Genomic DNA, 19,129 nt, shown 5'->3' on the forward strand with positions numbered 1-19,129 from the left:
CGGTGACGGAAGACACCCAGCAGCCGGGGGCAGCCGCCCAGACGGCGGAGACAGCGGCAGCGGAGCTCTCGATCGAGTTCTGCGGCGAATGGTTCCACCCCACGCCCGGCGAGACGTACTCGATCGGTCGCGACGCGGATCTCGTGGTCGACACGAACCCGTACCTCCATCGCCGCCTGCTCGAGATCGAATCCTCGAACGAGATGTGGTGGCTGGCGAACACCGGGCGCTCGATCTCGGTCGCTCTGGCCACCGCGGACGGCGCGTATCAGGCGATGCTCGGCCCGGGCACCCGGGTTCCGCTCGTGTTCCCCGAGCTGCTCGTGATGTTCACGGCCGGGTCGTTCACCTACGAGTTTACGATCCACAACGAGGCGGCGCGCTTCGTCAGCCGCGGCGCACTGCCGTCCGATGCCGACGCCGACGGTGGCACGACGATCGGCGCCGTGCCGCTGACGGTCACCCAGCGTCAGCTGCTCATCGCGCTGTGCGAGCCGATCCTCCGGGGCGGCATGATGGGCTCCAGCCAGATCCCGTCCTCTGCGGCCGCGGCGGAGCGGCTCGGCTGGCCGCTCACGACCTTCAACCGCAAGCTCGACAATGTCTGCGACAAGTTCGACCGTGAGGGCGTGCAGGGCCTCCGCGGCGGCGCGGGCAAGCTCGCCACCAATCGCCGCGCGCGCCTCGTCGAGCATGCGATCCTGTCGCGCCTCGTGACGTCGGCGGACCTGCCGCTGCTCGACCAGCCCGCCGAGCGCTGACGCGCCGGCTCCGCTGGGCCGCACACCCCACTGAACGGACGCGCGCCGGCGACGTCAGGCCGCGATACCATCGAAGGCTGTGTCCGTTCTCACGCCGGTGATCTCCTATCCCCCGGAGCTGCCCGTCAGCGCCGCGAGGGAGGAGATCGCGCGCGCCATCGCCGACAACCAGGTGGTCATCGTCGCGGGGGCGACGGGCTCGGGCAAGACGACCCAGCTCCCGAAGATCTGCCTCGAGCTCGGCCGCACCCGCATCGCCCACACGCAGCCCCGGCGCATCGCCGCTCGCTCGATCGCCGAGCGCCTCGCGCAGGAGGTGCAGGTTCCTCTCGGCGGCACGATCGGGTACAAGGTCCGTTTCACCGACGAGGTCACCGCCGACACGCAGGTCACCTTGATGACCGACGGCATCCTGCTCAACGAGATCCACCGCGACCGGCTGCTCCGCAGGTACGACACGATCATCGTCGACGAGGCCCACGAGCGCTCGCTCAACGTCGACTTCCTCATCGGCTACCTCGCCCGGATCCTGCCCGAGCGCCCTGACCTGAAGGTGATCATCACCTCGGCGACGATCGATCCGCAGAGCTTCGCGGCCCACTTCGCCGCCACGACCGCCTCGGGTGAGCGCGTGCCGGCTCCCGTCATCGAGGTGTCGGGGCGCACCTACCCGGTGGAGGTCCGCTACCGGCCGCACGACGAGGCCGCCGAAGACGACGTCGACGGGCTCGTCGCGGCACTCCGCGAACTCGACCGCGAGACGGGCGGCGACGTGCTCGTGTTCTTCCCTGGCGAGGCCGAGATCCGAGATGCCGCGGATGCCGTGCGCGGCATGTATGCGCATGATGCCCGCCCGACCGAGGTGCTCCCGCTGTACGGGCGACTGTCCTCGGCCGAGCAGCACCGGGTGTTCGAGCGGTCGACCGTGCCCGGTCTCCGCCGCCGCGTGATCCTCGCGACCAACGTCGCGGAGACGAGCCTCACCGTTCCCGGCATCCGCTACGTCGTCGACACCGGCACGGCGCGCATCTCGCGGTACAGCGCGCGGTCGAAGATCCAGCGACTGCCGATCGAGGCGATCTCGCAGGCATCCGCGCAGCAGCGGTCGGGCCGTGCCGGCCGCACCTCGCCGGGCATCGCGATCCGTCTCTACAGTGAGGAGGACTTCGCGGGCCGGCCCGAGTTCACCGAGCCGGAGATCCTCCGCACCTCGCTCGCCTCGGTCATCCTGCAGATGCTCTCGCTGGGCTTCGGAGATGTCACCGAGTTCCCGTTCCTGACCAAGCCCGACTCCCGCGGTGTGAAAGCCGCCGTCGAGCTCCTCACCGAGCTCCGCGCGGTCGCGGGCACCACCGGCGCGCTCGCTCTCACCGGCCTCGGCCGCCGGATCGCGCGTCTGCCGATCGATCCGCGGTTCGCGCGCATGCTGCTCGAGGCGGAGAAGCTCGGCGTCTCCCGCGAGGTGCTCGCGATCGTCTCGGGGCTGTCCATCCAGGACGTCCGGGAGCGTCCCGAGGAGCGGCGCGAGGAGGCCGACCGGCTGCACGCCCGTTTCACCGACCCGACGAGCGACTTCCTCAGCCTGCTGAACCTCTGGAACCACCTGCGCGAACAGCAGCGCGAGCTCGGGTCGAGCGCGTTCCGCCGCCTGTGCCGCGCCGAGCACCTCAACTACGTGCGCGTGCGCGAGTGGTTCGACGTGCACCGTCAGCTCAGCACTCTCTCCCGCCCGTCGAAGGGTGACCGCGGGGCTGCCGCACGCGAAAGCGCGGCGACCGGGGCAGCCGAGCCCGCTGCCGTCCACCGCGCGATCTTGTCGGGGCTCCTCTCGCAGATCGGCATCCTCGACACCCGGTCGCTGCACAAGGGCGACCCGCAGAAGAAGAACGCCCGCAAACAGCTGCCGCAGTACCGTGGCGCACGCGGCACCTCGTTCACGATCTTTCCCGGATCAGGGCTGCGGAAGGCCTCTCCCGATGCCGTCATGGCCGCGGAACTCGTCGAGACCTCCCGGCTCTATGGACGCACGGTCGCCGCGATCGACCCCGCGTGGGCCGAGGACCTCGCCGGCGACCTCGCGCACCGAACGATCAGCGACCCGCACTGGTCGAAGGATGCCGGTGCGGCGGTGGCCGCCGAGAAGGTCACCCTGTTCGGCGTCGAGATCATCCCGCGGCGGCGCGTGCAGCTCGCGCGTCTCGACCGCGAGCTCGCCCGCGAGCTCTTCCTCCGCCACGCGCTCGTCGAGGGCGAATGGAACAGTCAGCACCTCGACAAGCGCCTGACGGCGTTCGAGCGCCGCAACGGCGAGCTGCGGCGTCAGCTGGAGCGCATCGAGGAGCGCGAGCGGCGGCGCGACATCCTGGTCGGCGATGAGGCGGTCTACGCGTTCTACGACGCCCGCCTCCCCCGCGACGTCGTCGACGTGCGCTCGTTCGAGTCCTGGTGGCGTGAGACGCAGGCCGCCACGCCGAAGCTGCTCGACATGACCGAGGCCGACCTCCTCGGCGAGAGCGCGCGCACCGACGAGCGCGATTTTCCGACGCGGTGGCATCAGGGCGATCAGGTGCTGACGGTCGCCTATCGGTTCGAGCCGGGCGCGCCCGACGACGGTGTCAGTATCGTCATTCCGCTGGCCCTGCTCGCGCAGCTGCGCCCCGACGGGTTCGACTGGCAGGTGCCCGGAATGCGCGACGACCTGATCGCGGCGCTGCTGAAGGCCCTTCCGAAGCCGATCCGCCGTCACGTCGTCCCCGCCGCCGACTGGGCCGCGACGCTCCGCGACGAACTCACCGGTGCCGGGCCCGAAGACCACGGCGGCCTGCCGGCGATGTCGCTGCGCGCCGCCCTCGCCGCCCGCATCCAGCGGGTCGCCCACCAGCCCGTCTCGGCCGCCGACTTCGACCTGGAGCGCGTTCCGGCCCATCTGACGGTGTCGTTCCGCGCCGTCGACCACCGCGGGCGCGCGGTCGCGTCATCGCGTGACCTGGTCGAGCTGCAGGAGCGCTTGGCGGGCCGCGCACGCGAGTCCGTCGCCCGTTCCCTCGCCCCGCGCCGGGGCCCGCAGCCCGCACCGGCGCGAGACGCCGCCGCGCCGGCCGCCGCCGCGGCGCCGACGGAGCGACGCGGGATCACGACCTGGGACCTCGCCGATCTGCCCGATGTCGTCGACACCAGGGTCGCCGGCGGCGTGGTGCGGGGCTACCCGGCCCTCGTCGACGAGAAGGACTCCGTCGCCCTCCGCATCGAGGCGACGGCCGAGCGGGCCGCCGAGCTCTCGCACGCCGGCGTGCGGAGGCTCCTGCTCCTCGCGGTGCCGTCGCCGACGTCATACGTGATGGAGCACCTGACCGCTTCCGAGAAGCTCGCCCTGGCGGCGTCCCCGTATGCCTCCGCCAAGGCGCTGGTCGAAGACGCCCGCGTCGCCGTCGCCGACGCCGTGCTGTCGGGAGCGCCCGTCCGGAGCGCGGCCGCGTTCGCCGCCGCTCGCGACGCGCTGTCGGCGCGCATCGTCGACGACCTCTTCCGCACGGTCTCGCTCGCAGCGCACATCCTGACGCTGCAGCGCGACGTCGAGCGCGCGGTGCGCGGTCAGAACTCGATGACCCTCCTGGCCGCGCTCGGCGACGTCAAAGCGCAGGTCTCGGGGCTCATCCACCCGGGCTTCCTCTCGCGCACCGGCATGGATCGTCTCGCGCACCTCCCCCGGTACCTGCAGGGGGCGAAGGAGCGGGTCGACGCCCTCTCCGACAATCCCGGCCGCGACCGGCAGCGGATGACCGAGTACGAGCGCGCCGCGGCGCTGTTCACGGATGCCGGTGGCTCGCTGCCCCTGCCCGCGGGTGCGCCCGCGCGGATCGCGCACGCACGGTGGCTGCTCGAGGAGCTGCGCGTCAGCCTGTTCGCCCAGCGGCTCGGCACGGCCGAGCCGGTCTCCCTGCAACGGATCTCGAAAGCGCTCGCGGGCACGGACTGATCGTCCGTGCCCGCGAGGCCCACCATCATCCGGTCAGGTCAGGTGAGTGCCCCGATGAGGCCGCTGGCGATCATGTAGACGCCCACGGCGCCTCCCATGATCCACATCGTGATGCGCGCGGTCGTCGGACCGGGGCGCTCGAGGTCGTTCTTGCGGTCGGTCATCTCAGTGCCCGGCCCGGCGCTTGTTGTAGACGTCGAAAGCGACCGCGAGCAGCAGCACGAGGCCCTTCACGGCCTGCTGCCACTCGATGCCGATGCCCATGATGGACATGCCGTTGTTGAGCACACCGATGATGAGGCCACCGATGATGGCGCCGCCGATCGTGCCGACACCACCCTGCACCGCCGCGCCACCGATGAAGGCCGCGGAGATCGCCTCGAGCTCGAAGCCGTCACCGGCCTTGGGACCGGCGAGGTTCAGTCGGGCCGTGAAGATGAGGCCGGCGAGGGCCGCGAGGACGCCCATGTTGACGAAGAGCCAGAAGTCGACCCGACGCGTCTTGATGCCCGACAGCTCCGCCGCGTGACGGTTGCCGCCGATCGCGTAGATGTGGCGGCCGAAGACCGTGCGGTTCATGACCACGCCGTAGATCAGCACGAGCGCGGCGAGGACGATCAGGGTGACGGGGATCCCCTTGTACGACGCGAGGGCGAAGGAGAACCAGCCGATGACGACGGCGATCAGCGCCAGCTTGGCGCTGAACCAGAGGATCGGGTCGACCTGCTGGCCGTACTTCGCGCGTCCGCGGCGGGTGCGCACCTGCTGCACGGCGAGGGCGACGATGGCGACGGCGCCGACGGCGAGGGTGAAGATGTCGGGATCGGTCTCACCGAACAGGCCCGATAGGAAGCCGTTGCCCAGGGCGCGGTACTCGGTGGGGAACGAGCCGATGTTCTGGTTGCCGAGCACGACGAGCGCGAGTCCTCGGAAGATCAGCATGCCCGCGAGGGTGACGATGAAGGCGGGGATGCCGACATAGGCGACCCAGAATCCCTGCCAGGCGCCCACCAGAGCTCCGATGAGCAGCGAGAGGATGAGGGCGAGCCACCAGGGCAGTCCCCAGTCCACCGCCAGCACGCCCGACACGGCGCCGATGAAGGCCGCGACGGAGCCGACCGACAGGTCGATGTGGCCGGCGATGATGATCATCACCATGCCGATGGCGAGGACGAGGATGTAGCCGTTCTGGACGACCAGGTTCGACAGGTTCTGCGGGCGCAGGAGGATGCCGTTGGTGAGGATCGCGAACAGGGCGACCACCGCGATCAACGCGATGAAGATGCCGTTCTTGCCGAGGTCCGACAGCACGGTGGCGAGCCAGCGCGTGAAGCGGTTCTCGGTCGGGTTGATCCCCCCGCCGGCGGCGGTTTCGGGGGTGAGAGCGTCGTTGGACATCAATTTCTCCTGCCCGCTCAGCGGGGCTTCTCCATGGTCATGAGCTTGAGGACGTGTTCGGGGGTGGCGTCTTCGATGGGAAGTTCGCCGGTGATGCGGCCTTCCGACAGGGCGTAGACCCGATCGGAGATGCCGAGGAGTTCGGGGAGCTCGGACGAGATCACGATGACGCCCTTACCGGCCGCGGCCAGCTTGTTGATGATCGTGTAGATCTCGTACTTCGCACCGACGTCGATGCCACGGGTCGGCTCATCGAGGATGAGCACCTCCGGGTCGGAGTAGATCCACTTCGACAGGACGACCTTCTGCTGGTTTCCGCCCGACAGCTTTCCGGTGGGCACCAGCACGTTGGGCGCCTTGATGTTCATGCTCTTGCGGAACTCGTTGGCGACCTTGAACTCTTCGTTGTCGTCGACGAGCCCGGCCTTCTCGAGCTTCTTCAGCGACGCCATCGAGACGTTGCGCTTGATGTCCTCGATGAGGTTGAGGCCGAACGTCTTGCGGTCCTCGGTCGCGTAGGCGAGGCCGTTCGCGATCGCTTCCGAGACCGTGCGGGTGCGGATCTCCTTGCCGCGCAGGAACACCTTGCCGGAGATGCGGGTGCCGTAGCTGTGCCCGAACAGGCTCATCGCGAACTCGGTGCGCCCCGCGCCCATGAGGCCGGCGATGCCGACGATCTCGCCCGCGCGGACGGTGATCGAGACGCCGTCGACGACGACGCGCGAGGGGTCCTGGGGGTGGTACGCGGTCCAGTCCTCGACCCGCAGCAGCTCTTCGCCGATGTGGGGTTCGTGGTCGGGGTACCGGTGCTCGAGGTCGCGGCCGACCATGTCCTTGATGATGCGGTCTTCGGTGACGTCGTTCTTGGCGATCGTCTCGATGGTCTTGCCGTCGCGGATGACGGTGACGGTGTCGGCGACCTTCTTGATCTCGTTCAGCTTGTGGCTGATGATGATCGACGTGATCCCCTCCTCGCGGAGGCTGAGGATCAGGTCGAGCAGGTGGTCGGAGTCCTCGTCGTTGAGCGCGGCGGTCGGCTCGTCGAGGATGAGGAGCTTCACCTCCTTCGACAGCGCCTTGGCGATCTCGACGAGCTGCTGCTTGCCGACACCGATCTGGCTGACTTTCGTGGTGGGGTTCTCTCGGAGTCCGACGCGCTTCAGGAGGGCTGCCGCCTCGTAGTTCGTCTGGTTCCAGTCGATGAGGCCGCCGAAGCCCTTGCGCTCGTTGTTGAGGAAGATGTTCTCGGCGATCGAGAGGTAGGGGCTGAGCGCGAGCTCCTGATGGATGATGACGATGCCGCGCGCTTCGCTGTCGCTCAGGTTCTTGAATTCGACGACGTCGCCGGCGTAGTGGATCTCGCCGTCGTAGGTCCCGTGCGGGTACACCCCCGACAGCACCTTCATGAGGGTCGACTTGCCGGCGCCGTTCTCGCCGCAGATGGCGTGGATCTCGCCACGCTCCACGGCGAAGTTGACGTTCGACAGGGCTTTCACGCCCGGGAACGTCTTGGTGATGCCGCGCATCTCGAGAATGGTCTCGGTCACGATCTCCGACTTCCTGTTGGGGGGATGTGAGGGGGATGAGGGGTGCGTCGGCGGCGGGGCGCGGGGCCCCGCCGCCGACGCGGTCGGTCAGTGGGAGAGCCGGCTCACAGGCCGAGCTCTGCCGCCGTCCAGTAGCCGGTGTCGACCAGAGCCGACTCGACGTTGTCCTTGACGACCGGCACGGGTGCCAGGAGGTACGAGGGAACGATCTTCACGTCGTTGTCGTAGGTCTCTTCGTCGTTGACCTCGGGGGTCTCGTCCTTCAGGACGGCGACCGCCATGTCGGCGGCGACCTTCGCGAGCTCGCGCGTGTCCTTGAAGATCGTGGCGTACTGCTCGCCGCTCAGGATCGCCTTGACCGAGTCGACCTCGGCGTCCTGGCCCGAGATGATCGGCCAGTCCTCGCCCTTGGAGTAGCCGGCGTCGGAGAGGGCCGAGATGATGCCTCGCGAGATGCCGTCGTACGGCGAGAGGATCGCGTCGACCTGCGTGCCGTCGGAGTAGTTCGCGGTGAGGATGTCCTCCATGCGGCTCTGAGCGGTCTCGCCGTCCCAGCGGAGCGTGGCGGCCTGCTCGATCGACGTCTGGCCCGACTTGATGACGAGCGTGCCGTCGTCGACGTAGGGCTTGAGGATGTCCATCGCGCCGTTGAAGAAGAAGAACGCGTTGTTGTCGTCCAGCGAACCGGCGAACAGCTCGACGTTGAAGGGGCCCTCGGGGGCGCCGTCGGTCGGGTTGCCCTCGAGGTCGGTCAGACCGAGACCGTTGAGGACGGACCAGGCCTGCTGGTTGCCGACGAGCTCGTTGTCGAACGTCGCGTAGTAGTCGACGTTCTCGGTGCCCTTGATGAGGCGGTCGTACGCGATGACGGGGATGTCGGCGTCGGCGGCGTTCTGGAGCGCTTCGGTGAGGGTGGTGCCGTCGATCGATGCGACGATGAGCGCCTCGGCGCCCTTCGTGATCATGTTCTCGATCTGCGAGACCTGGGTGGGGATGTCGTCCTCTGCGTACTGGAGGTCGACGGTGTAGCCCTGGTCCTCGAGGGCCTTCTTGACGGCGTCGCCGTCCTGGATCCAGCGCTCGGAGCTCTTGGTGGGCATGGCCACGCCGATGAGGCCGCCATCGCCTTCACCCTCGCCACCGGCGCCGGGCGTGCTCGTTCCTGCGCATGCGGTGAGCACAAGTGCACCGGCGGCGACGCCGGCGAACAGAATCTTCTTGAACTTCACTGTGGGGTTCCTTTCACGGGGACAGCAGTGTCTTGGTGTTCGGTATTCGGTTTTGAGAGGTGACCGCGCCCGGTATCGGGCTACCGGCGGTCGTCGGTGATCTGAAGGTCCCGGCTTCGCGACTCCGCGAAGCGCCGCTCCACGGCGGCAGGGGCGAGCGGGGCGACGTCGCCGCCCTGGCGGGCGAGCTGGACGGTGCGGGCGGCGTCCTCGAGGGCGATGGCGGTCTTGACGGCCGCCTTCGCGCTCGGTCCGACCGAGATCGACCCGTGACCGCGCACGAGAACGGCCCGGGACGGCTGCGTGGCGAGGGCCGCGCTGATCGCGGCCGCCGGGCGGTCGTCCTCTGCGGTGATGGCGGGAACGGGGCCGCCGAACTCCTCCGCCATCGCGGTCGTGACGCACGGAACGTCCTCGCCCCGCGCAGACCAGGCGGCGGCGTAGCCCGAGTGGGTGTGGACGATGCCGCCGATCTCGGCGCTCGCGCGGTACAGCTCGGCATGCATGGTGGCGTCGCTCGACGGCGCCCGGTCGCTGCCGGGGGTCTCCGGAACCGGCGAGCCGTCGGCGTCGCAGAGGACCATGTTCTCGGGAGCGAGCTCGTCCTCGGGGATGCCGCTCGCCTTGATGACGAAAAGGTCGGATCCGGGGACCCGCTCCGACACGGCCCCGACGTTCCAGACGATGACGCCGTGGCGGGCGAGCGAGATGTGGAGCGCCGCGACGCGAGCCCGGGTGCGCGCGATCGCCACCTCGGTCTTCACCCCGCTGACGTACCGCTCCGCGTCGCCCATCGACACCACTGTCCGACTCCTTTGTCCGATGCGGTCTCCTCGATCACCCGAAGCGGGTGAGGTCGATGTGACCGTTCACATCGAGAAACTATGGACCCATCCCCCGGTCTCTGTCAACCCGAGACCCGGAGTGTCGCCCCCGGAGGGCTCAGACCCGCGGAACGGCGGCAGTCGACGCGCGCACGATGAGCTCGGGAACGAGGGCCGGGAGCGCCGCGGCCGTGCTGCCGTCGAGCAGCAGATCGACGCAGCGACGGCCGAGTTCGGCGAAGTCCTGCCGCACCGTGGTCAGCGGAGGCCAGAAGTGTCCGGCATCCGGGATGTCATCGAAGCCGACGATGCTGATGTCCCGCGGACAGTCCAGCCCCTCGTCACGGATGGCGTGCAGCAACCCGAGCGCCATCTGATCGTTCGACGCGAAGATCGCCGTGAAGTCGCGGTAGCGGAGCAGTTCCCGGCCGGCGTAGTAGCCGAAATCCGCCGACCAGTCGCCGAGGATCGGGGCGGTCGTCCCGATGTCCCACGCGCTCATCTCCTCGAGGAATCCGCGCATGCGCGCTTCGGCCTCGATCCAGTCCTGGGGGCCCGCGAGGTGGTAGATCGACCGGTGCCCGAGCTCGATGAGGTGCCGTGTCGCCAGTCGTGCGCCCGCGATCTGGTCGACTGAGAGGGTGTGACCGGGATCGACGTCGGTCGATTGGAGCGTGACGTACGGCACGTCGACGCGCTGCGCCGTGAGGGCGCGGCCCACCCGGACCTGCGGGGCGATCACGACGAGTCCTTCGACGGACTGGGCCATGAGGTGGGCGAGGCCGTCGGGGATCGACTGCGGGTCGGCGGCGTCGATGTTGGCCGTGGTCACCCAGTAGCCGCGTGCTCGCGCGGCCGCCTCGATGGCGGCGATCGACGACGCGGGGCCGTACTGCGTGGCCGATGCGGCCAGGATGCCGATGGTGCGTGATCGACTCGTCACGAGAGCACGAGCGGCGCGGTTCGGGCTGTACGACAGCTCCGCCATCACCGTTTCGACGCGCTCTCGGGTCTCCGGGCGGATGCTGGGGTGGTCGTTGAGCACGCGCGACACCGTCTGGTGCGATACCCCGGCGAGTCGGGCGACGTCGCGGATGCTGGGCCTGCGGGCCACGGCGTCTTCGCTCATCGGACTCCCCGGAACGGGATGTGCACGGTCACATCATCGAAACCCCATTATGCCGGTTGGAACCCGAAGGGGAAGGGGCGAGCGGATGTGACGTCACATCGGGGTGCTGCTGCCGATGTGACGACGTCGCCTTGTCACATTCCGCCAGACGCTTATGCTGACGCCATGTCCGACTTCTCGCGCCATCTTCCGCTGAGCAATCGGCCGCGCGGCGACGAATCCGCTGTCACCGGCGACTGGCGCGTCGAGCTGGCGGCCGTGATCGAGCTCGCAGCCACGCTCCAGCCGGACGACGCGGCATCCCTCGCCTTCGCCGCGGAGGCGAAGCTGGCTGCGGAATACCCGGGCCTCTCCCTCGGCGAGCTGGCAACCGCCGTCCGCACCGGACCGCGGCGCCGGATCCGCGCGCTGACCGATGGTGTGCGTGCGCTCCTCCGACTGGCGGACGGTCGCGCGGTCGCCCTGTCGCCGATCGCGAGCGGTGCGGTCGCCCTGGCGGAGTTCCCGCGGATGGCGTTCGAGCGGCGCGCGGCGATGCGCGGCAGTTCCGTCAGGGCGACCGACGCCGGGTGGACGGTCGGGCGCGGGCCGGTGCGCGAGACGACCGCCCGGGAGGCGCTCGAGTTCATCCTCGGTCTCAGCGACACTCCCCCGCCGCTCCGGAGCTGACCGGGCGGGATGCCGCCTCAGCGGCCCCGGACGAGCGCCCGGTAGAACTCGATGCCGCGCAGCCAGACGTCGACCCGGATCCGCTCGTTGTGCGAGTGCAGAGCCTCGCGCTCGGAGAGGGTGAGGTGGAACGGCGTGAAGCGATAGACGTGGTCGCTGATGTCCGAGAACCACCGGCTGTCGCTCGCCCCGAGCTGGATGTAGGGGGTCGGGAGCACGTCCGCGCCCAGCACGTCGTGGATCGCGGCGCCGAGGCGGTCCCAGGCGCTCCCCCGCCACGGCGAGACGGGCGACGCCTCCGAGGCGGAGATGACGGCGATCTCGATGTCGTCGTCGGCGACGACCTTCTCGATGCGGCGGTAGGCCGACGCGACCGTGTCGCCCGGCAGGAGGCGCACGTTCACGCTCGCGCGGGCGGCGGTCGCGAGCACATTCGCTCCTGCGGCGCCCGACAGCTCGGTGACGACGGCGGTGGTCCGGACGAGGGCGTTGAGCTCGGGGCCGAGCCGCGGGAGGATGCGCGCGAGCAGAGGTCCGGTGACGGCCAGCGAGCGGAAGACGGTCGACAGCGGGCCGCGGGTGTGCGGCGCGACCGTCTCGAGCATCGCTCGCACCGGCGGCACGAGCCGGGTCGGGAAGGGCCGGCGGTGCAGTCGCAGCACCGCCCGCGCGAGCTGGGCGGTCGCCGGATGCGACGGCGGGGTCGACGCGTGGCCGCCGAGCTCCCGCGCCGTGAGCTGCAGTGTCATCACGCCGCGCTCGGCGACGCCGATCACGGCCGTGGGCACGCGCACCCCGGGCAGGGCGTTCTCCACGACGGCGCCGCCCTCGTCGAGCACGAGGGCCGGGCGCACTCCCCGCTCGGCGAGCGCCGCGACGATCGCGCGGGCACCGCCGCCGGCGGTCTCCTCGTTGTGACCGAACGCGAGGTACACATCGGATGCCGGGACGAAACCCTCCTCGATGAGCGATTCGACGGCTTCGAGGATCGCCACGAGCGCGCCCTTGTCGTCGACGGCGCCGCGGGCATGGATCGCGGCGCGCGCACCGTCGCCGACGACCTCGGCCGCGAAGGGTGGGTGATCCCACTCCGCGGGGACGACGTCGACGACGTCGATGTGCGCCATGAGGACGAGTGCGCCGGCGGCATCCGCTCCGCGCCAGCGGTAGAGCAGGGAGTGGCCGTCGACGACCTCCCGGTCGACGGCGGCGTGCAGTGCGGGATACAGCCGGGCGACGGACTCGCGGAAGGCGGTGAACACCGCGGCATCCGTCTGCGACTCGTCGATGTGCGACACCGTGGGAAGGCGCAGGAGCTCTTGGAACCGGGAGACGGCGCGTTCGGGGTGCACCCTTCGACATTACGTCCCGCGGCCCGGGGCGAGCTGCGCCGCTACGCTCGGAGTCATGACGACACTCCGTTGGGGAATCCTGGCCACGGGCGGGATCGCCCACTCGTTCACCGATGACCTGAAGACGGCGGGGAAGACGGTGACGGCGGTCGGATCCCGCCGTGTGGAGGCGGCTCAGGAATTCGCCGACCAGTACGGCATCCCCCGCGCGCACGGCTCGTACGAAGACCTCGTCGCCGACCCCGAGGTCGATATCGTCTACATCGCGACGCCGCACAGCGCGCATCGCGACAACGCCGTCCTGGCACTCGAGAACGGCACGCACGTGCTGGTCGAGAAGCCGCTGACCCTCGACGCGGCGCAGGCCGCCGCCATCCGCGACAGCGCCGCATCGACCGGTCTGCTGGCGATGGAGGCCATGTGGACCCGGTACCTGCCGCACATGGCGCGCATCCGCGAGCTCATCGCCGACGGGGCGATCGGCGAGGTCCGTGCGCTCAGCGCCGACCACACCCAGAGCCTGCCCACCGATCCCGCCCACCGCCTGAACGCCCTCGGGCTCGGCGGCGGAGCCCTGCTCGACCTCGGCATCTACCCGGTGTCGTTCGCCTGGGACATCCTCGGAGCGCCCACCGAGGTGCGGGCCGTGGGCCGCCTCGGCGAGACGGGAGCCGACACCGAGGCGGCGATCTCTCTCCGCCACGAGTCGGGCGCGGTCTCGTCGCTCCTCACCTCTTCGCGCGCGGTCGGCCCCAATACGGCGGAGATCATCGGCACGAAGGGTCGCATCTCGATCGACGCCGTCTGGTACACCCCGACGAGCTTCCGCCTGCACGCGGGCGACGGCACGGTCGTCGAGGAGTTCCGCTCCGAGGTGCCCGGCCGCGGCATGCACTTCCAGGCCTCGTACGCCGAGAAGCTCATCGAGGCCGGCGCCACCGACAGCGACCTGCTCCCCCTCGATGAGAGCGTCGCCATCATGTCGACCCTCGACGAGATCCGGGCTCAGCTCGGCGTCGTCTACCCCACCTGAGAGACTGGAACCATGCCGGATTCCCAGAGCCCCCGCGTCGCGGTCTACCTCGACTTCGATAACATCGTGATGAGCTGGTACGACCGCGTCCACGGTCGCAACAGCTACTCGCGGGACCGCACGCGGATCGCCGCCGATCCCGACGAGCCCGAGATCGCCGCCCGCCTCGCCGCCGCGACGATCGACGTCGGCGCGATCATGGACTACGCGGCATCCTTCGGCACGCTCGTCCTCACGCGGGCCTACGCCGACTGGTCGTCACCGGTCAACGCGCTGTACCGCAGTCAGCTCGTCGCCCGCGCCGTCGACCTCGTCCAGCTGTTCCCCGCGGCGGCGTACGCCAAGAACGGTGCCGACATCCGCCTCGCCGTCGACACGGTCGAAGACCTCTTCCGCCTGCAGGATCTGAGCCACGTCGTGATCGTCGCCGGCGACAGCGACTACGTGCCGCTCGCACAGCGCTGCAAGCGCCTCGGCCGCTTCGTCGTCGCCGTCGGCGTCGCCGGCTCGACCGCCAAGTCGCTCGCCGCCGCGTGCGACCAGTTCGACGCCTACGACTCCCTCCCCGGTGTCGCCGTCGCCGAGCCCGAGCCGTCGACCGAGGCCCCGCAGACGTCGGGCCGTCGTCGCCGCAAGGCGGTCGACCCCACCGCGCAGCTGCTCTCGCGCGCCCTCCGCCTCGAGTACGAGCGCACCGACGAAGAATGGGTGCACCTGTCGGCGGTCAAGAACCTCCTGAAGCGGATGGATCCGTCCTTCAGTGAGAAGGCCCTCGGGCACCGCTCGTTCTCCGACTTCGTGAAGGCGTATCCCAAGGTCGCCGAGCTCGACGAGTCGACCAACATCGTCCGTGTGCGCGCCGTGGAGACAGAGGCGGCCTAGTCGGCGGCCGCACCGGTACAGTGACTGCATGCCACGCCGGTCAACACCGCCCGGCTCGCAGTCCTCGCTGCGAGAAGCGAATCGAGCGCGCCTGCTCGATTCGCTCAAGCGCCATGGCCGCCTGACGCAGATCGAGCTCTCCGGCACCACCGGACTGTCGCCCGCGACGATCTCGAACATCGTCAAGGAGCTGACGGCCACGGGCGTCCTGCACACGTCGTTCACCTCGCGCAGCGGCCGCCGGGCGACGCTCGTCTCGCTGGCTCGGCAGGCCGGCCTCGTCGCCGGCGCGCACTTCTCGACCCGCAAGCTGCACGTGGCGATCGCCGACGCGACCCGGACCATTGTGGCCGAGACGTCGCTCCCCCTCGCCGCCGACCACCGCTACGACGCCGAGCTCGACCGACTGAGCCTTCTGCTGGGCGACATGGTCGACGGGCTCGGCGGAAGCCTCGCCGACCTCCTCGCCGTCGGACTCGCCGTCCCCGCGCCGGTCGACCCCCGCACGTCGGTCATCTCGACGCCCGGGCTCCTCCCCGGCTGGGAGGGCGTCGATCTGGCGCAGAGCCTGTCGGCCCGGATCGGCCGGCCCGTGTACGTCGACAGCGAAGCCAACCTCGGCGGGCTCGCCGAGGCCCGCGAAGGTGCCGCACGCGGCGCCGCCACGTCGGTCTATCTTCGCGTCGGGCACTCCATCAGCGCCGGACTCCTCGTCGACGGCGAGCTCTTCCGCGGGGTGAGCGGACGCACCGGTCAGATCGGTCACGTCACCGTCGACGAGAAGGGCGACCGCTGCCGCTGCGGCAACCGGGGCTGCCTCGAGACCGTGGCTGCCGGCCCCGCTCTGCTGAGCGGCTTCTCCGAGGACGACGGCATCCACCGCCTCCGCGATCTCGTCGCCGCCGCCGCCGACGGGCTCGCTCCGGCTCAGCGGGTCATCGCCGATGCCGGACGGCACATCGGCGTCGCGGCCGCGGGGCTGTGCAACCTGATCGACCCCGAGCGGATCGTCGTCGGGGGCGAACTGGCCGCTGCCGGGGAGATCCTGCTCGCACCGCTCCGCCACGCCCTGGAGCGGGCGATCCTCGGCGACGACGTGCCCGAGATCGTGGCGGCATCGTTCGAGGAGTGGGCCGAGACCCGCGGAGCGATCGCACTTGCGCTCGACCACGTGGCGGCCGACTCCGACCTGGTCGCGTTCTCGGCATGAGACGGCTGATCGCCGGCCTCGTCGCGGCAGCCCTCGCTGCAGTGACCCTGGCGGGATGCGACGCCGGAGCCGAGCGGAGCGGCGCGATCGCACTGCTCCTCCCCGACAAGAAGACCGCGCGGTACGAGACCTTCGACCGCCCCGTCTTCGAGGCGCGCATCGCGGAGATGAGCGACCGCGACGTACTGTACATGAACGCGGATCAGGATGCGGCGCGCCAGCAGCAGCAGGCCGAGTCGGCGCTGGCCTCGGGCGCCGCCGTCCTCGTCCTCGATCCGGTCGACGGGCGAGCAGCGGCATCCATCCTCGCCTCCGCGACCGCGGAGGGAGTCCCGGTGATCGCCTACGACCGCATGATCGTCGGCGGCGGCGCCCCCGCCTTCGCCGTCTCGTTCGACAACGAGCGGGTCGGCGAGCTGCAGGCAGATGCACTCGTCGACGCCCTCACCGAGCGCGGTGAATCGGGCGGCGGCATCCTCATGGTCCACGGCGCTCCCACCGACAGCAACGCCGCGGAATTCCGCGACGGCGCGCAGCGGGTCGTCTCCGAGGCGGGTCTCCGGGTCCTCGCCGAATACGACACGCCCGACTGGAGCCCTGACAAGGCGCAGGCGTGGGTCGCCGGACAGATCGCGCAGTACGGCGATGAGATCGTGGGCGTCTACGCCGCCAACGACGGCACGGCGAGCGGCGCGATCGCCGCGCTCCGGGCGGCGGCGGTCTCGCCGTTCCCGGTCGTCACCGGGCAGGATGCCGAACTCGCCGCACTGCAGCGGATCGTCTCGGGCGATCAGTACATGACCGTCTACAAGGCGCTGCGCGAGCAGGCCACCATCGCCGCCGATGCGGCGCTTCTGCTCGCCGACGGCGAGGAGCCGGTCGGGCAGACGGTCGTCGACGGCGTCCCGACGACGCTCCTCGAGCCGGTCGCCGTCACCGTCGACACGATCGCCGAGACCGTGGTGGCGGACGGCTTCTGGCGCGTCGCGGACATCTGCACCCCCGCCTATGCGCCGGCCTGCGCCGCCGCCGGATTGCCGTGAGATGGCGATGACACCCTCTCCGCGGCGACCGCACGACCACGTGCTGACGATGCGCGGCGTCGACAAGCGCTTCGGGGCCGTGCGCGCGCTGACGTCGGTCGACTTCCACGTCCGCGAGGGCGAGGTGGTCGCCCTCGTCGGCGACAACGGCGCCGGCAAGTCGACGCTCGTCAAGATCCTCGCGGGGGTGCACCCGCTCGACGCCGGCACGATCGAACTCGACGGCGACGTCGTCCACATCACCGATCCCGCCGACGCCCAGGCGCTCGGGATCGCGACGATCTTCCAGGATCTCGCGCTGTGCGAGAACCTCGATGTGGTCGGAAACCTGTGGCTCGGGCGAGAGCTGACGGTGCAGGGCAGGCTCGACGAGGTCGAGATGGAGCAGCGCACCTGGCTGCTCCTGCGGGAGCTCGGTGCGACCCTGCCGTCGGTGCGGGTGCCCGTCTCGACGCTGTCGGGCGGTCAGCGTCAGACGGTCGCGATCGCGCGCTCCCTCATCGGCGATCCGAGGATCGTCATCCTCGACGAGCCGACCGCGGCCCTCGGCGTGACCCAGTCCGCCGAGGTGCTGAACCTCATCGAACGGCTGCGCGACCGGGGTCACGGCGTCATCCTCATCAGCCACAACCTGACCGATGTGCTCGCCGTCGCAGACCGCATCGTCGCGCTCCGGCTGGGCCGGAACAACGGCGACTTCGACGCCGAGGATGCCACGAGCGAGCTCCTCATCGCGGCCATCACCGGCGCGATCGGCCCGGCACCCTCTCCCTCGGCGCCGCCCCGGGCGGCGTCTTCGCGCGACGACCGACCCGCGGCGCCGGTCATCCCTCTCGCCGGCACGCGGCGGCCTCCGGAGACGCGCCGGTGAACGCCCAGCGCGGGATCATGGGCCGGTCGTGGTCGCGCCTGCAGGCACGCGACCTCGGACGGATGCCGGTGCTCGCCGCCCTCGTCGTGATCGCCGTCGTCTTCCAGGCACTCAATCCGGTGTTCCTCTCGAGCCGCAATCTGGTCGACCTCACCATGCAGTGCGCGGCGATCGGGATGATCGCGCTCGGCGTCGTCCTCGTGCTCCTCCTCGGCGAGATCGACCTCTCGGTCGGCTCGATGTCGGGGGTCGCGGCGGCCATCCTGGCCGTGGGCTCGGTGCAGTCGGGCTGGCCGGTCCCGGTCGCCATCGCGGCGGCTCTGGTAGCCGGCGCCGTCGTCGGCGCCGGCTACGGCTTCCTTCGCGCGCGGTGGGGCCTGCCGAGCTTCGTGGTCACGCTCGCCGGCCTGCTGGCCCTCCTCGGCGTGCAGCTGTGGGTGCTCGGAGACGCCGGCTCGATCAACCTCCCGTTCGACTCCTGGCTCGTGCTGTTCGCGCAGCACCTCTACCTGCCCCCCTGGGCCTCGTACGTCGTCGCCGTGGGCGGAGCGCTGGCGTACGCCGTCACCCTCCTCCGCCGCGCCCGGCGACGTCGGAACGCAGATCTCGACAGCATGACGACCTCGCGGGTGCTGGTGCAGGGCGCCCTCCTGCTCGCCGGGCTCGTGGGCGCCGCCTGGTACCTCAACCGGTCGCGCGGGGTGGGCATCATGTTCGTGATGTTCGTGCTCGTCGTGGTGGTCATGCACCTGGCCCTGACCCGCACCCGGTGGGGCCGATCGGTCTACGCCGTGGGCGGCTCCATCGAGGCCGCCCGGCGTGCCGGCATCCGCGTCGACCGGGTCGTGATCTCTGTGTTCGTCCTCTGCTCGACGTTCGCGGCAGCGGGCGGGGTGCTCGCGGCGGCGAGGCTGGCCGCCGCGAACCAGAGTTCGGGGGCCGCCGACACGAACCTCAACGCGATCGCCGCGGCCATCATCGGCGGCGCCTCGCTGTTCGGCGGTCGCGGCTCGGCCTTCGCCGCCCTCATCGGCGTGCTCGTGATCCAGGCGATCTCCTCCGGGCTCACGCTCTTGAACCTGACGTCGGCCGTCCAATACGTGGTCACCGGTCTCGTCCTCGTGTTCGCCGTGGCCCTCGACGCTCTGGGTCGCCGCTCGCAGCAGTGACGAAAGCGTTATGTTCATGTCTTGACTTCAATTAGT

The 19,129-nt window shown here is 70.3% G+C and carries 16 protein-coding genes; 9 read left to right on the forward strand and 7 right to left on the reverse strand.

The genetic code is table 11. The features are described 5' to 3' along the window. The first annotated feature begins 2 nt into the window (after positions 1–2). Positions 3–761 (forward strand): hypothetical protein, encoded by a 759-nt coding sequence (locus ACJJV7_RS09620; protein ID WP_405375315.1) that lies wholly within the window; start codon positions 3–5, stop codon positions 759–761. Between the two features lie 79 nt (positions 762–840). Then, complete coding sequence (gene hrpA / locus ACJJV7_RS09625; RefSeq protein ID WP_405375314.1) at positions 841–4,737, forward strand: ATP-dependent RNA helicase HrpA; 3,897 nt, start codon at positions 841–843, stop codon at positions 4,735–4,737. 38 nt (positions 4,738–4,775) lie between these two features. Here the strand turns inward: hrpA and ACJJV7_RS09630 are convergent, their stop codons facing one another. The 6 genes from ACJJV7_RS09630 to ACJJV7_RS09655 form a co-directional block, all read right to left on the reverse strand. Further along, positions 4,776–4,901 (reverse strand): hypothetical protein, encoded by a 126-nt coding sequence (locus tag ACJJV7_RS09630; protein WP_405375313.1) that lies wholly within the window; start codon positions 4,899–4,901, stop codon positions 4,776–4,778. 1 nt (position 4,902) lies between these two features. Then, positions 4,903–6,135 (reverse strand): multiple monosaccharide ABC transporter permease, encoded by a 1,233-nt coding sequence (mmsB, locus tag ACJJV7_RS09635; RefSeq protein ID WP_405375312.1) that lies wholly within the window; start codon positions 6,133–6,135, stop codon positions 4,903–4,905. A 17-nt stretch (positions 6,136–6,152) separates the two neighbouring features. Continuing rightward, the gene (gene mmsA, locus ACJJV7_RS09640; protein ID WP_405375310.1) at positions 6,153–7,682 is read right to left on the reverse strand and encodes a multiple monosaccharide ABC transporter ATP-binding protein; all 1,530 of its coding nucleotides are present in this window, start codon (positions 7,680–7,682) and stop codon (positions 6,153–6,155) included. A gap of 104 nt (positions 7,683–7,786) precedes the next feature. After that, positions 7,787–8,911: a multiple monosaccharide ABC transporter substrate-binding protein gene (gene chvE, locus ACJJV7_RS09645; RefSeq protein ID WP_405375308.1), complete on the reverse strand. Its 1,125-nt coding sequence runs from the start codon at positions 8,909–8,911 to the stop codon at positions 7,787–7,789. An 80-nt stretch (positions 8,912–8,991) separates the two neighbouring features. Beyond that, the gene (locus ACJJV7_RS09650) at positions 8,992–9,705 is read right to left on the reverse strand and encodes a class II aldolase/adducin family protein (RefSeq protein ID WP_405375306.1); all 714 of its coding nucleotides are present in this window, start codon (positions 9,703–9,705) and stop codon (positions 8,992–8,994) included. A gap of 148 nt (positions 9,706–9,853) precedes the next feature. Then, complete coding sequence (locus tag ACJJV7_RS09655; RefSeq protein ID WP_405375304.1) at positions 9,854–10,864, reverse strand: LacI family DNA-binding transcriptional regulator; 1,011 nt, start codon at positions 10,862–10,864, stop codon at positions 9,854–9,856. Between the two features lie 165 nt (positions 10,865–11,029). Here ACJJV7_RS09655 and ACJJV7_RS09660 point away from each other — a divergent pair, with 165 nt between their 5' ends. Next, positions 11,030–11,533, forward strand: a complete 504-nt coding sequence (locus ACJJV7_RS09660) for a hypothetical protein (RefSeq protein ID WP_405375302.1) — start codon at positions 11,030–11,032, stop codon at positions 11,531–11,533. 17 nt (positions 11,534–11,550) lie between these two features. Here ACJJV7_RS09660 and ACJJV7_RS09665 read toward each other — a convergent pair whose 3' ends face one another. Then, positions 11,551–12,885: a M20/M25/M40 family metallo-hydrolase gene (locus ACJJV7_RS09665; RefSeq protein ID WP_405375301.1), complete on the reverse strand. Its 1,335-nt coding sequence runs from the start codon at positions 12,883–12,885 to the stop codon at positions 11,551–11,553. Between the two features lie 55 nt (positions 12,886–12,940). Between ACJJV7_RS09665 and ACJJV7_RS09670 the strand changes: the two genes are divergently transcribed. The 6 genes from ACJJV7_RS09670 to ACJJV7_RS09695 are packed head-to-tail and all read left to right on the forward strand — an operon-like array spanning position 12,941 to position 19,093. Continuing rightward, a complete protein-coding gene (locus tag ACJJV7_RS09670) occupies positions 12,941–13,918 on the forward strand; it encodes a Gfo/Idh/MocA family protein (RefSeq protein ID WP_405375299.1) in 978 nt (325 codons plus the stop codon). A gap of 12 nt (positions 13,919–13,930) precedes the next feature. After that, positions 13,931–14,800 (forward strand): NYN domain-containing protein, encoded by an 870-nt coding sequence (locus tag ACJJV7_RS09675; protein ID WP_405375297.1) that lies wholly within the window; start codon positions 13,931–13,933, stop codon positions 14,798–14,800. Positions 14,801–14,828: 28 nt separating this feature from the next. Then, positions 14,829–16,010 carry an ROK family transcriptional regulator gene (locus ACJJV7_RS09680; RefSeq protein WP_405375295.1) on the forward strand — a complete coding sequence of 394 codons (1,182 nt, stop codon included), beginning with the start codon at positions 14,829–14,831 and terminating at the stop codon, positions 16,008–16,010. Then, complete coding sequence (locus tag ACJJV7_RS09685) at positions 16,007–17,053, forward strand: substrate-binding domain-containing protein (RefSeq protein ID WP_405375294.1); 1,047 nt, start codon at positions 16,007–16,009, stop codon at positions 17,051–17,053. Before ACJJV7_RS09680 ends, ACJJV7_RS09685 begins: the two co-directional genes overlap by 4 nt. A 7-nt stretch (positions 17,054–17,060) precedes the next feature. Beyond that, positions 17,061–17,924 (forward strand): ATP-binding cassette domain-containing protein, encoded by an 864-nt coding sequence (locus ACJJV7_RS09690; protein WP_405375292.1) that lies wholly within the window; start codon positions 17,061–17,063, stop codon positions 17,922–17,924. A 17-nt stretch (positions 17,925–17,941) separates the two neighbouring features. Beyond that, the gene (locus tag ACJJV7_RS09695) at positions 17,942–19,093 is read left to right on the forward strand and encodes an ABC transporter permease subunit (RefSeq protein WP_405376172.1); all 1,152 of its coding nucleotides are present in this window, start codon (positions 17,942–17,944) and stop codon (positions 19,091–19,093) included. The last annotated feature ends 36 nt before the right edge of the window (positions 19,094–19,129 follow it).

Origin of the sequence: Microbacterium sp. Ld4 (assembly GCF_045066555.1) — a bacterium.
Classification (GTDB): Bacteria; Actinomycetota; Actinomycetes; order Actinomycetales; family Microbacteriaceae; genus Microbacterium.

Bases quoted from the DNA above. Each gene is read 5' to 3' on its own strand.
- ACJJV7_RS09650 (WP_405375306.1), bottom strand. From the start codon at position 9,705: ATGGGCGACGCGGAGCGGTACGTCAGCGGGGTGAAGACCGAGGTGGCG.
- ACJJV7_RS09655 (WP_405375304.1), bottom strand. From the start codon at position 10,864: ATGAGCGAAGACGCCGTGGCCCGCAGGCCCAGCATCCGCGACGTCGCC.
- ACJJV7_RS09660 (WP_405375302.1), top strand. From the start codon at position 11,030: ATGTCCGACTTCTCGCGCCATCTTCCGCTGAGCAATCGGCCGCGCGGC.
- ACJJV7_RS09695 (WP_405376172.1), top strand. From the start codon at position 17,942: ATGGGCCGGTCGTGGTCGCGCCTGCAGGCACGCGACCTCGGACGGATG.
- mmsB (WP_405375312.1), bottom strand. From the start codon at position 6,135: ATGTCCAACGACGCTCTCACCCCCGAAACCGCCGCCGGCGGGGGGATC.
- ACJJV7_RS09690 (WP_405375292.1), top strand. From the start codon at position 17,061: ATGACACCCTCTCCGCGGCGACCGCACGACCACGTGCTGACGATGCGC.
- ACJJV7_RS09630 (WP_405375313.1), bottom strand. From the start codon at position 4,901: ATGACCGACCGCAAGAACGACCTCGAGCGCCCCGGTCCGACGACCGCG.
- ACJJV7_RS09685 (WP_405375294.1), top strand. From the start codon at position 16,007: ATGAGACGGCTGATCGCCGGCCTCGTCGCGGCAGCCCTCGCTGCAGTG.
- ACJJV7_RS09680 (WP_405375295.1), top strand. From the start codon at position 14,829: ATGCCACGCCGGTCAACACCGCCCGGCTCGCAGTCCTCGCTGCGAGAA.
- ACJJV7_RS09670 (WP_405375299.1), top strand. From the start codon at position 12,941: ATGACGACACTCCGTTGGGGAATCCTGGCCACGGGCGGGATCGCCCAC.
- ACJJV7_RS09675 (WP_405375297.1), top strand. From the start codon at position 13,931: ATGCCGGATTCCCAGAGCCCCCGCGTCGCGGTCTACCTCGACTTCGAT.